Source organism: Pseudomonas sp. Pseusp21 (assembly GCF_059492145.1).
Genome location: NZ_CP168520.1, coordinates 6,081,604 through 6,093,932, shown reverse-complemented (window position 1 = coordinate 6,093,932; position 12,329 = coordinate 6,081,604). Strand labels below are relative to the sequence as shown.

General features: G+C 62.8%; 13 protein-coding genes. 7 read left to right on the top strand and 6 right to left on the bottom strand.

What is annotated here, in order from left to right:
- Positions 1-2: 2 nt before the first annotated feature.
- Together ACEN93_RS27715 and ACEN93_RS27710 are read right to left on the bottom strand one after the other, a co-directional pair.
- Complete coding sequence (locus tag ACEN93_RS27715) at positions 3-752, bottom strand: HvfC family RiPP maturation protein (RefSeq protein ID WP_074687796.1); 750 nt, start codon at positions 750-752, stop codon at positions 3-5.
- A complete protein-coding gene (locus ACEN93_RS27710) occupies positions 745-1,584 on the bottom strand; it encodes an HvfB family MNIO-type RiPP peptide maturase (protein ID WP_495610768.1) in 840 nt (279 codons plus the stop codon). The genes ACEN93_RS27715 and ACEN93_RS27710 overlap by 8 nt, the downstream gene beginning before the upstream one ends.
- A 343-nt stretch (positions 1,585-1,927) precedes the next feature.
- Between ACEN93_RS27710 and ACEN93_RS27705 the strand changes: the two genes are divergently transcribed.
- Together ACEN93_RS27705 and ACEN93_RS27700 are read left to right on the top strand one after the other, a co-directional pair.
- Positions 1,928-2,974: a class I SAM-dependent methyltransferase gene (locus tag ACEN93_RS27705; protein ID WP_103387120.1), complete on the top strand. Its 1,047-nt coding sequence runs from the start codon at positions 1,928-1,930 to the stop codon at positions 2,972-2,974.
- Positions 2,975-3,055: 81 nt separating this feature from the next.
- Complete coding sequence (locus ACEN93_RS27700) at positions 3,056-3,904, top strand: NAD-dependent protein deacetylase (RefSeq protein ID WP_495610767.1); 849 nt, start codon at positions 3,056-3,058, stop codon at positions 3,902-3,904.
- Here ACEN93_RS27700 and ACEN93_RS27695 read toward each other — a convergent pair.
- A complete protein-coding gene (locus tag ACEN93_RS27695; protein ID WP_495610766.1) occupies positions 3,888-4,766 on the bottom strand; it encodes a LysR family transcriptional regulator in 879 nt (292 codons plus the stop codon). The two genes, ACEN93_RS27700 and ACEN93_RS27695, sit on opposite strands and share 17 nt — an antisense overlap.
- Positions 4,767-5,022: 256 nt before the next feature.
- Between ACEN93_RS27695 and ACEN93_RS27690 the strand changes: the two genes are divergently transcribed.
- The 3 genes from ACEN93_RS27690 to ACEN93_RS27680 are packed head-to-tail and all read left to right on the top strand — an operon-like array spanning position 5,023 to position 7,604.
- The gene (locus ACEN93_RS27690; protein WP_007956274.1) at positions 5,023-5,721 is read left to right on the top strand and encodes a CoA transferase subunit A; all 699 of its coding nucleotides are present in this window, start codon (positions 5,023-5,025) and stop codon (positions 5,719-5,721) included.
- A gap of 24 nt (positions 5,722-5,745) precedes the next feature.
- On the top strand, positions 5,746-6,411 hold the full coding sequence (locus ACEN93_RS27685; protein ID WP_039767826.1) for a CoA transferase subunit B: 666 nt from the start codon (positions 5,746-5,748) through the stop codon (positions 6,409-6,411).
- Between the two features lie 11 nt (positions 6,412-6,422).
- A complete protein-coding gene (locus ACEN93_RS27680) occupies positions 6,423-7,604 on the top strand; it encodes an acetyl-CoA C-acetyltransferase (protein ID WP_039767824.1) in 1,182 nt (393 codons plus the stop codon).
- 106 nt (positions 7,605-7,710) lie between these two features.
- Here ACEN93_RS27680 and ACEN93_RS27675 read toward each other — a convergent pair whose 3' ends face one another.
- Entirely contained in the window at positions 7,711-8,313 is a 603-nt protein-coding gene (locus ACEN93_RS27675; protein WP_074687792.1) for an NADPH-dependent F420 reductase, read from the bottom strand.
- Positions 8,314-8,428: 115 nt separating this feature from the next.
- On the opposite strand from ACEN93_RS27675, the gene ACEN93_RS27670 reads away from it, so the two are divergent.
- Positions 8,429-9,322: a LysR family transcriptional regulator gene (locus tag ACEN93_RS27670; RefSeq protein ID WP_103387117.1), complete on the top strand. Its 894-nt coding sequence runs from the start codon at positions 8,429-8,431 to the stop codon at positions 9,320-9,322.
- A gap of 114 nt (positions 9,323-9,436) precedes the next feature.
- On the opposite strand, the gene ACEN93_RS27665 is transcribed toward ACEN93_RS27670, so the two are convergent.
- The gene (locus ACEN93_RS27665; RefSeq protein ID WP_103387129.1) at positions 9,437-10,756 is read right to left on the bottom strand and encodes an Nramp family divalent metal transporter; all 1,320 of its coding nucleotides are present in this window, start codon (positions 10,754-10,756) and stop codon (positions 9,437-9,439) included.
- A 76-nt stretch (positions 10,757-10,832) separates the two neighbouring features.
- Positions 10,833-11,372: a chalcone isomerase family protein gene (locus tag ACEN93_RS27660; RefSeq protein ID WP_039767821.1), complete on the bottom strand. Its 540-nt coding sequence runs from the start codon at positions 11,370-11,372 to the stop codon at positions 10,833-10,835.
- 147 nt (positions 11,373-11,519) lie between these two features.
- Here ACEN93_RS27660 and ACEN93_RS27655 point away from each other — a divergent pair, with 147 nt between their 5' ends.
- On the top strand, positions 11,520-12,293 hold the full coding sequence (locus tag ACEN93_RS27655; RefSeq protein WP_103387116.1) for a hypothetical protein: 774 nt from the start codon (positions 11,520-11,522) through the stop codon (positions 12,291-12,293).
- The last annotated feature ends 36 nt before the right edge of the window (positions 12,294-12,329 follow it).

The following is a 12,329-nucleotide window of genomic DNA, read 5'->3' as shown; positions in this document are numbered from 1 at the left end:
TTTCAGACAATGCCGATCACACCGTCCTCATGCATCTGGCGCAGCAACGCCAGTCCGCTGTCCATGAACGACGCAGTTCCGGGCAATCCCGCCTCCATCGCCAACCCTTGCAACTGCTCGCGACCGCTCAGCAACGGGAACTCGTCGATCCGCTGCAACAGCCGCCACGCCAATGGGCTCAACTCGGAAAACTTCACACTCCAGTCCGTCGTGCGCCGCACCAGCAACAGCGTCGGCTGGGCCGGCGGCGTGGCCGGTTGATGATCCGGCCCGAGCATCTGCACCGGCCAGGTGTACGCCAATGCCCAGGCCAGCGCCGAGACCTGCAACGGCCGCTCCAACAAGTGCGCCGGATTGCTCGCAGGCAAGGGTTCAGCGTCAGACTGCTGCAATACCATTTCCACCCATTCGTAATGCGCCAGTTCCACCAGAAACGCCGGCCAGTCACCCGCGCTCAATACAGCGGGCTCCGACGCCAGGTAACCGACAAACTCCTCGGCGATCTCGCCGAATTTCGGCGTCTGCGCCCGGTAGTCCCGCAGGAAGCCACGAATCAATGTGCGCCAGCGTTCCTGGCCGATGATCCGGATCAGCACAGGAAACGTGCTGCCCAGCAGTTGCGAGACGTTGTTGAACACCAGATCGCGATAGACATTGACCCGTGCCGCGTTCATGTCGGCGGGCGGCGCTTCATGCTCTGGATCGCGCAGGTAGCGGGTCAACGCCTGTTGTTGCCGCAGAAGATTATCCACGCGGGCCTCCTTCGATTTGCAGACGGCGAATGGTCTGCAGCTCGGCCACCAGTTCAGAAAACGCCGGAAAGTTGAAATCCCGCTCCAGCAACGTCGGCTGCGCACCGAATCGGGCATAGGCGTCGGCCAGCAACGACCAGACCACCGGTTTGACCGAGGCGCCGTGGGTGTCGATCTTCAGCGTGTCGGACTCGTCGAAGTGCCCGGCCACGTGCATGCCGACCACCCGGCCCGGCTCAATGGCAGCCAGGAACGTCTGCGGATCGAAACCGTGGTTGATCGAGTTGACGTAGACGTTGTTCACGTCCAGCAGCAGGTCGCAATCGGCCTCGCGCAACACGGCATTGGTGAAGGTCACTTCGTCCATGTCCTGCCGGGGCGCGGCGTAGTAGGAAACGTTCTCCACCGCCAGCCGCCGGCCGAGAATGTCCTGGGCCTGACGGATCCGTGCGGCGACATGGAGCACCGCCTCTTCGGTGAACGGCAGCGGCAGCAAGTCGTAGAGGTGACCGTCGTCGCTGCAATAACTCAGGTGTTCGCTGTACAGCGGCACCTTGTGCTGATCGAGAAAGGTTCGCACTTCCCCGAGAAAGCCCACGTCCAGCGGCGCCGAACCGCCGAGCGACAACGACAACCCGTGGCAGGACAACGGATAGCGCTCGGCCAGCTCGCGCAACGCGGCGCCATGGGCACCGCCGACGCCGATCCAGTTTTCCGGCGCCACTTCGAGAAAGTCGAAATCGCCGGTGCGCGCGGCCTGCAGGTCTTTCATCAGGCCGCGACGCAGGCCGAGCCCGACGCTGGCCTGCAAGGAGGGGTGGGGAATCTGCATGGGCAAGATCTCTGCTGAGGAGTCGCCGGGCGTGGCGACTGACAGGTTCAGTAAAACCGGCGGGTGTATCGCGGCTGTGTGGGTAATGCGGGGGAAGTGGCGGGATTTGTATCGGCGGCGGGCCTGTACACAGTGGGATACAGACACCGTCGCGATACACAACCCCGAAATCCACACAGCCCGCTCCCGCCAGCGCCAACAGCGGCTAGACTCAATCAGTACCCAGTCGAGGGGGAAGCAGGACAGCAGTGTCGCCCTGCCCGTTTCCACGACCACCGCCCGGTGGTGAATGCCTCGACCCCCAACGCCACCGGACTGTGATCCTGTCAATGGAGCACATGAAATGGACGAGGCCAGACTCAATGAATTCATGGGCAAACTGGTCAACGACATGGGCGGCGCGGCGATGCTGGCCAATGTCATTGTCGGCGAAGAACTCGGCCTGTATCGGGCAATGGCCGACAGCCAGCCGATCAGCCCCGAAACCCTCGCTGCAAAAACCACCTGCAACCCGCGACTGGTGCGCGAATGGCTGAGCGCCCACGCGGCGTCCGGCTACATGGAACACCACGACGGCAAATTTCGTCTGCCGGAAGAACAGGCGCTGGCCCTGGCCAAGGAGGATTCGCCGGTGTACGTGGCCGGCGGCTTGGGCGTGGTGGCGTCGTTTTTCCATGACAAAGACAAACTGGTCAAAGCCATGCGCGGCAACGGCGCTTTGCCCTGGGGCGATCACCATCCGTGCATGTTCACCGGCACCGAGCGCTTCTTCCGCCCCGGATACAAGGGGCATTTGATCGCCGAGTGGCTGCCGGCGCTGGACGGCGTGGTGGCCAAACTCGAAGAAGGCGCCAAGGTCGCCGACATCGGCTGTGGTCACGGTGCGTCCACGGTGATCATGGCCCAGGCCTATCCCAACTCGCGGTTCGTCGGCTTCGACTATCACGCACCTTCGATCACCGTCGCCACCCAACGGGCCGAAGAAGGCGGCGTCAGCAGTCGCGCGCGGTTCTTCCAGGGCACGGCGAAAAGCTATCCCGGCGATGACTATGACCTGATCTGCTATTTCGACTGCCTGCACGACATGGGCGACCCGGTCGGTGCGGCAAAGCATGCGTTTGAATCATTGAAAGACGACGGCACGGTGCTGCTGGTCGAGCCGTTCGCCAACGACACCCTGGACGAAAACATCACGCCGGTCGGACGCTTGTTCTATGCCGCGTCGACGTTCATCTGCACGCCAAATTCGCTATCCCAGGAAGTGGGACTCGGCCTCGGTGCGCAGGCGGGCGAGTCGCGCTTGCGCAAAGTGTTTACCGAAGCGGGCTTCAAACACTTCCGGCGGGCGACGCAGACGCCGTTCAACCTGATCCTGGAGGCGCGCAAGTAACCTCGGGCAGCGGACGCCTCTGAAAAGAGGCGTCCGTCGGTGCTAACCTGCAAGGCACTTACAGCCTGCGGAGCGCTGATCATGCTCGACCGTCCCCTCCCCGACCCGCTCGACTATCTGCAACAGGTCATGGCCGACGGCGACTTCATTGTGCTGACCGGCGCCGGCATCAGCACGCCGTCAGGCATTCCGGACTACCGCGACAGCGACGGTGTGCGCCGGGGCCGGCAGCCGATGATGTACCAGGAATTCCTCGCTGCCCCGCAATCGCGCCGGCGCTACTGGGCCCGGGCCATGCTCGGCTGGCCACGGGTGCGCCAGGCGCGACCGAACGCTGCCCATGAGGCGCTGGCCAGTCTGCAAAGCCACGGCCGGATCGGCGGCCTGATTACCCAGAATGTCGACACCCTGCACGATCAGGCCGGCAGCCACGATGTCATCGAACTGCACGGCAGCCTGCACTGGGTGCTGTGTCTGGATTGCGGCCAGCGCAGCGAGCGGGACTCGATTCAGCAACTGATGGAAACGCAGAACCCGTATCTGGCGGGCGTCGATGCCGTGCAGGCACCGGACGGCGATACTCTGCTCGATCCGGCCTTCGAGGCGCGCTTTCAGGTGCCGCACTGCCCGCATTGCGCAGGCGAACGGATGAAGCCGGACGTGGTGTTTTTTGGCGAGAACGTGGCACAGCCAACGGCGGCGCGGGCCATGGCGCTGGCGGAAAATGCCGCCGGGATGCTGGTGGTCGGTTCGTCGCTGATGGCGTATTCGGCGTTTCGCCTGTGCCGGGTGATTGCGGATCGGGGCAAGCCGCTGATTGCGATCAATCTGGGGAAGACGCGGGCGGATGAGTTGCTGGATTTGAAGATTGAAGCGTCGTGCGAACAGTTGCTGCCGCTACTGGCACAACGCCTCAATGCTCAGCCTTAAGGATGTCGAACAACGCCTGCGCCGCCGCCGACAGTTCATTCCCCGGATCCGTCAGCACGCCAATCGCCCGCTCCACTACCGGTTTGTGCAAGGTCAGACACCGCGCCCCCAGTTCGCGCATCTGCCCGGCACACAAGGCCGGCACCGCACTGACGCCCAGCCCGCTCGCCACCATCCGCCCGACCGTCGCCAGTTGATGGCTTTCAAATTCCACCGGCAGTTTCATGCCTCGAGCCTGCAAGTGTTCCTCCAGCATCACCCGCACCGTGGACGGTCGTTGCAGGGTGATGAACGGCTCCTGCAGCAAGGTCTGCCAATCAATGTCACTGCGATCAGCCAGCAGCGAATCCTGCGGCACCACGGCGACGAAGCGATCGCGGTAAAGCGGTGTAAACGTCAGCGAGGTGTTCTGCATCGGCTCGAAGGCCACGCCGAGTTCGACCTGACGATCGCGAACCATTTCCAACACTTGCTCGTTGATCACGTCGTTGACCGTGACATTGACGTTCGGATAACGCGCGCGGAAGGTCTTGAGGATCGGCGGCAGCAGATTGCCGGCAAACGACGGCATCGCCGCCAGCGTCACCCGCCCGCGCTGAAGGCTGAAGCGCTGGCGCATTTCGTCTTCGGCGTTGTCCCAATCGGCGATCAGGCGCCGGGCCAGCGGCAGCAGCGATTCCCCTTCCGGGGTCAGCGCCACGTTGCGCGTGTTGCGACTGAACAGGCGCCCGCCCAGGCCTTCTTCCAGCGCCTTGATGGTCAGGCTCAGTGCCGACTGCGACAGGTGCAGACGCTCGCAGGCCACGGCGAAGCTCAGGCTCTGGGCGACGGCGAGAAAGGCGCGGATCTGCTTGATGGTCATGAACGCTATGCTTCCCTATCAGAGTCTTGATCGTTCCCACGTCGAGGCGTCGAACCGTCTGCGTGGTAACGCAGCCCGTGACGCTCCGCGTCCCCGGAGGCGTTCCCACGCGGAGCATGGGAACGATCAACGAAGCCAATTATTGAGCTTTATCAATCAATCAACCTTAAAAATCAACTTAACAAATATATCCTTGAGCGCGACACTCCAGTCATTCGGCTAGCCAGCCGCCCGACAAACAATAAAAGAGGTGCATATGGCAGGTTTCGACAAGCGCGTGTATTCCTACGAGGAAGCCATGGCAGGTCTCGAAGACGGCATGACCGTGATCGCCGGCGGCTTCGGCCTGTGCGGCATTCCGGAAAACCTGATCGCCGAGATCAAGCGCAAGGGCACCCGCGACCTCACCGTCGTCTCCAACAACTGCGGCGTCGATGGCTTCGGCCTCGGCGTGCTGCTGACCGACCGCCAGATCAGCAAGGTGGTCGCCTCCTACGTCGGCGAAAACAAACTGTTCGAAGAGCAACTGCTCAAAGGCGACATCGAAGTCGTCCTGACCCCGCAAGGCACCCTCGCCGAGAAAATGCGCGCAGGCGGTGCCGGCATTCCAGCGTTCTTCACCGCCACCGGCGTCGGCACCCCGGTCGCCGAAGGCAAGGAAGTGCGTGAATTCCACGGTCGCAAGTACCTGATGGAAGAATCCATCACCGGCGACTTCGCCATCGTCAAAGGCTGGAAAGCCGACCACTTCGGCAACGTCATCTATCGCCACACCGCCCAGAACTTCAACCCGCTGGCCGCCACCGCCGGCAAGATCACCGTGGTCGAAGTAGAAGAAATCGTCGAACCCGGCGAGCTGGATCCGGCACACATCCACACGCCCGGCATCTACGTCGACCGGGTCATTTGCGGCACGTTCGAAAAACGCATCGAACAACGCACCATCCGCAAATAATCCAGGCTGACGGAGAACAAGAACATGGCACTTACCCGCGAACAAATGGCTCAACGCGTCGCCCGCGAAATGCAGGACGGCTACTACGTGAACCTCGGCATCGGCATTCCGACCCTGGTCGCCAACTACATCCCCGAAGGCATGGAAGTCATGCTGCAATCGGAAAACGGCCTGCTCGGCATGGGCCCTTTCCCGACTGAAGACACCATCGACGCCGACATGATCAACGCCGGTAAACAAACCGTGACCGCCCGTATCGGCGCGTCGATCTTCAACTCCGCCGAGTCCTTTGCGATGATCCGCGGCGGCCACGTCGACCTGACCGTGCTCGGCGCCTTCGAAGTCGACGTACAAGGCAACATCGCCTCGTGGATGATCCCCGGCAAACTGGTCAAGGGCATGGGCGGCGCGATGGACCTCGTAGCCAGCGCCGACAACATCATCGTCATCATGACCCACGCGTCCAAGGACGGTGAGTCCAAGTTGCTGAGCCAGTGCAGCCTGCCGCTGACCGGCGCCGGGTGCATCAAGCGCGTCCTGACTGACCTGGCCTACCTGGAAATCGAAAATGGCGCTTTTGTCCTCAAGGAACGCGCACCTGGCGTCAGCGTCGAGGAAATCGTCGCCAAAACCGCTGGTAAGCTGATCGTCCCGGATCACGTACCAGAAATGCAGTTCGCTGCCGAGTGAGGAATTCGAAAATGCAAGACGTCGTCATTGTTGCCGCCACGCGTACCGCGATCGGCAGTTTCCAGGGATCGCTGGCCAGCGTCTCCGCCGTGGATCTGGGCGCAGCGGTCATCCGCCAGTTGCTTGAGCAGACCGGTCTGGACGGTGCCCAGGTCGATGAAGTGATCATGGGCCAAGTGCTGACCGCCGGCGCCGGCCAGAACCCGGCGCGCCAGTCGGCGATCAAGGCCGGTCTGCCCCACGCCGTACCGGCCATGACCCTGAACAAGGTCTGTGGCTCGGGCCTCAAGGCCCTGCACCTCGGCGCTCAGGCGATCCGTTGCGGCGACGCGGACGTGATCATCGCCGGTGGCCAGGAAAACATGAGCTTGGCCAACTATGTAATGCCGGGCGCGCGCACCGGTCTGCGGATGGGTCACGCACAAATCGTCGACACCATGATCAGCGATGGCCTGTGGGATGCGTTCAACGATTACCACATGGGCATCACCGCCGAGAATCTGGTCGAGAAATACGAGATCAGCCGCGAACAGCAAGACGCCTTCGCTGCCGCGTCGCAACAGAAAGCCGCCGCCGCCATCGAGGCCGGTCGTTTTGTCGATGAAATCACCCCGATCCTGATCCCGCAGCGCAAAGGCGATCCGGTGGCGTTCAAGGTCGACGAGCAGCCACGCGGCGACACCACCGCCGAATCCCTGGCCAAACTGCGTCCGGCCTTCAAGAAGGACGGCAGCGTCACCGCCGGCAACGCTTCTTCGCTGAACGACGGCGCGGCTGCCGTGATCCTGATGAGCGCCGAAAAAGCCAAGGCCCTGGGCCTGCCGGTGCTGGCGAAAATCGCCGCCTACGCCAACGCCGGCGTCGACCCGGCGATCATGGGCATCGGCCCGGTTTCCGCCACTCGCCGCTGCCTGGACAAGGCCGGCTGGAGCATCGGCCAACTCGACCTGATCGAAGCCAACGAAGCCTTCGCCGCACAGTCCCTGGCGGTGGCCAAGGATCTGCAATGGGATCTGGACAAGGTCAACGTCAACGGCGGCGCCATTGCCCTCGGTCACCCGATCGGTGCGTCGGGCTGCCGTGTGCTGGTGACCTTGCTGCACGAAATGATCAAGCGTGATGCGAAAAAGGGTCTGGCGACCCTGTGCATCGGCGGCGGTCAGGGCGTGGCCCTGGCACTGGAACGCGCTTAAGCGCAAAAGAGGTTCAACAGCGGGCGGCGGATCCACGACATCCACTGCCCGTTGGCAACAAACCCGGTACGACTCACGTCGCACCGGGTATTTTTTTGCCCGGACGTCAGGCGAACTTCACCAGATTCAGCACCGGCAACGGCCCGCCCGGGAACTGCACCAGCCGCGCGCCCACGCTCAATTCGCCCAGATCGATACCGAAGAAGCCGAGCTGATCGATCAGCGCACCCACTTCCGCCTTGGCCTGCGCATCATCCCCGGACAGGAACAACACGCGCTTGCCACCCTCCGACGCCGGATCCGCTTCCAGCAAGCGTGCCAGCAAATGGTTGAACGCTTTGACCACCCGCGCACCCGGCACCCACTCGGCGAACACTTCGCTGGAAGGTCGACCCTGCAAGTCCACCGGTTTGAACGATGGCGCTTCAATCGAGTTGTTGGCGTCGATGACGATCCGCCCGCCAAAGTCCGGCAGCCCGGCCAGTGCCATCGGCAGTTTCGACCAGTTCACCGCGACCAGCACGATGTCCTGGGCCGCCGCTTCTTCACGGGTAACGGCACGGGCAGTCGGGCCGAGTTCTGCGACCAGTTCAGCCAGGGTCTCCGGCCCGCGACTGTTGGCGATGACCAACGGGATGCCCTGACGCGACAAGGCTTTGGCAAACGCTGAACCGATGGCGCCAGCGCCGATGATTCCGATAGTGCTCATGGTGTTCTCCTCAAAGTGGGGTAAGACTCGAAACGAATCTTGCGCTTGCCATTCCCACTTGATTAGCCGGTAATGCCTTGAATGATCTTCAAGTATCACTATCAGGTCGAAATCCATGGAAACCCTCGCCAATCTCGAATCCTTCGTTCGCAGCGCCGAGACCGGCAGCTTCTCTGCTGCTGCGCGGTTGCTGGCGCTGACTCCGGCGGCGGTCAGTCGCAACGTGGCGATTCTTGAACGCAACCTCGGCGTACGGCTGTTTCAACGCTCGACCCGCAAGCTGTCGCTGACCGAGGCTGGTGAAGGTTTTCTGGCGAGCATCGGCGGCAACCTCGACGCCTTGCAGGCAGCGATTGCGACGGTGGCGACCGAGCGCGGCGAGCCGGCGGGCGTGCTCAAGATCAGCCTGCCTCCGACGTTCGGCATCGATCACATGCTGCCGCTGCTGCCGGAGTTTCTGGCGCGCTATCCGCTGATTCGCCCGGAATGGCACTTCGAGAATCGTCAGGTGGATCTGATCGCCGAGGGTTATGACGTGGCGATTGGCGGCGGGTTCGAACTGACGCCCGGCGTGGTCGCCCGGCCATTGTCGTCCGCCGAAGTGCTGGCGGTGGCGTCGCCGGCGTATCTGGCGGGCCGCACACTGCCGCGACATCCGGCCGATCTCGCCGATCACCACGGCATCGTCATGCGCGGCCTGCGCACCGGGCGCCTGCGCCAATGGCAGATGCACAACGAAGCCGGCGAACAGGCCAGCGCCCTGCTCAACCCGAACATCGTGCTGAATGATCCGATGGCCATGCGCAAGGCTGCGCTGCTGGGCTTGGGCGTGACGATGCTGGTGCTGCCCGATGTCAGCGCGCAGATCGAACGCGGTGAACTGGTGCGGCTGTTACCCGACTGGCAATGCGATGCCGGCGCGATTTCGCTGTACTACCCCAGCCGTACCTTGCTGCCGGCCAAGACCCGGGTGTTCATTGATTTTGTAGTCGAAGCGTTTGGCTCATGATCGTAATGATCGCCCCACGCTTCACGCATGATCGTTCCCACGCTCCGCGTGGGAATGCAGCCCGGGACGCTCTGCGTCCCATTGGAGCGCGGAGTGTCGGGCCGATCACACCGGCTACGCGGCCAGTTGCAGAATCAACCAGGCATTCGCCCCGCTGATCACCACAAACAATCCCCACGCGAGAACCTTGGTCGGCAACCGGTTCACAAACGGCCCCATCAGCCGTTTGTCGTTGGTCATGCGAATCAGCGGATACAGCGCAAACGGCAATTGCAGGCTCAGCACTACCTGGCTCAGCACCAGCAACTTGCCCACCGCGCCGTCGCCCATCAGCCACACGCCGATGAACGCCGGAATCAGCGCCAGCCCACGGGTAATCAGGCGTCGCTGCCAGCAAGGGATTCGCAGTTTCAGATAGCCTTCCATGATCACTTGCCCGGCGATGGTGCCGGTGAAGGTCGAACTCTGCCCCGAAGCCAGCAGCGCCACGCCGAACAGCACACTGGCCAGCGCGCCGCCCACCAGCGGATCGAGCAAGTGATAGGCGTCCTGGATGTCGACCACGTCGGTGTGCCCGGACTGATGAAAGGCTGCCGCCGCGAGAATCAGGATCGCCGCGTTGACCAATAACGCCAGCGCCAGTGAACCGATGGTGTCGATGCGCGCCAGTTTCACCGCGTCCTGCTTGCTGGCCAGATCCTTGCCGATCAGCCGTGTCTGCACGATCGAGGTGTGCAGGTACAGGTTGTGCGGCATCACCGTGGCACCGAGGATGCCGATGGCCAGGTACAACGGCGCGGCATCGCTGATCGCCGACAGTGAGGGTTTGAAGCCTTGGGCGACGTCCGGCCAGTACGGTTTGATCAGCAGCAGCTCGACGAAGAAACACGCGCCGATGGTGCCCACCAGCACCAGCATGATCGCCTCCAGCCGGCGGAAACCGCGGTTTTGCAGGGCCAACACCAGCAGCGTATCGAATGCGGTCAGCGCGATGCCGAACGTCAGCGAACAACCCAGCAACAAGTGAAACGCCAGTGCGCAACCAAGCACTTCTGCCAGGTCAGTGGCGATGATCGAGATTTCCGCCAGCACCCATTGCAGCCGCGCCGTCGGAGTGCTGTAGCGTTCGCGGGAAAGCTGCGCCAGATCGCGCCCGGTGGCGATGCCCAGCCGCGAGCACAGGCATTGCACGACCATGCCCGCCAGACTCGCCAGCAACACCACGAACAGCAAGCTGTAACCGAAACGCGAACCGGCCTCGATGGCGGTGGCCCAGTTGCCCGGATCCATGTAGCCGATCGACACCAGCAAACCGGGGCCGGCAAAGCGCAGCACGCGTTTGAAGAACGAGGCGTTGGGATCGACCGGGACACTTCCGGCCACTTCCGGCGGGCAGAACGGCGCCGTGGCGATTTTGGGCAAGCTGAACTTCACAAACACATCCAGAAACAAGTCGAAAGGCGCAGCTTAGACGTTTCAGTCGGCAGGCCCAAGCGCCGATGTGCTGCGTTCAGGGTTGGGCAGTACCCAGCAATTGCCGGCGCAGTTCGGGATTGCGTGTGCGTGGATCCAGCCAGATGTTGAAAAAAGCCTGGGCGAACAACGGGTCGTTGATTTCGTGCTGCAACTGTTGGCCAACAAAGAACCGCGCGCCCTGCCCCGGCAGATACACCCCCGTGATCCGCGTGCCGGCCTGCACGTCGACGAACGATTGCTGCATCTGGGCCTGCCACACCGCCAGTTGCGCAGGACTGATGGAGGCGCCTGCCAGGCGTTTGATCTCGTCGACGCTGGCCTTGACCAAATCTTCGCGGGACACGCTGCGCCGGTAGATCAGCTCCAGGGCGAAGGGCTGACCATCGGCCAATGGACGCGCGGCGCTCCACAACCGGGCGTTGTAAACGTCGAAACCGAAAATGCTGAAATCGCCGGTGCCAATGATTTGCGCACCGGGCACCACGTCTTGCCAACTGGCCCAGGTGGGTGTCAGCAACAAGGCCCACAAGCCGATCCCGCAGCATCCACGCAACAACTTCGGTGTACTGCTCATTGCGGCATCGACTCCGGTAAACCCTGATACCCAAAGCATAGTCGGCAATCGCACCCATGTTTTTGTATACATGTTTTGCATGCATATGCAGCAATCCGTGAACCACAATGCTAACGTGGCCCTCATTGACCCGACGGAGACACCTGCGTGCTGATCCTCAAACTGCTGCTGATTCCCGGTTTCCTGCTGCTGATTTCCCTCGCGGGCAAGCGCTGGGGCCCCAGCGTCGCCGGGTGGCTGTCGGGATTGCCGGTGGTGGTCGGGCCGATCCTGTTTTTCCTCGCCATCGAGCAAGGGCCGGCGTTTGCCGCGCAATCGGCGGTCGCGGCGCTGTCGGCCATGTTTGCGATGATCGCGTTTTGTGTCACTTATGCGCAGGTGGCGCAGCGGGCGAACTGGCCGCTGGCATTGATAGTTTCTTTATCGGTCTGGGCCGTGCTGGCGCTGATTCTGTCGCTGATTCCGGCCTCGTTGCCTTTCTCGATTGCCGCCGCTGCAACAGCCCTTCTTGCCGCGCCGTACCTGTTCCCCAAGGTGCAACCGGTGGTCAGCGGCCCGGCGCCGAAGTCGGACAAGCTGGTCTGGCGGATGATCGCCGGGGCCGCGCTAACGCTGGTGGTGACAATGCTGGCCAGCACCGTCGGCGAACGCTGGAGCGGTCTGCTCGCGGTGTTCCCGGTGTTGGGCAGCGTGATGGCGGTGTTCTCCCAGCAGACCCGTGGCCCGACGTTTACCGCCGCGTTGTTGCAGGCGACGGCGACGGGGATGTATTCGTTTTCGGCGTTTTGTCTGGTGCTGGCTCTGACGGTTCCCAATCTGGGTTTCGGTGGTTTCGTGGTGGCCGTGGCCGTTTCGGTGGCGATGCTGGGCGTCACTCGGCAGCTGTTGGCCAAACCGACGCCGGCGCCATCGCCGAACTGAACCCGACCGGACAAACCGCGCTGGAGTGCCAGGCAC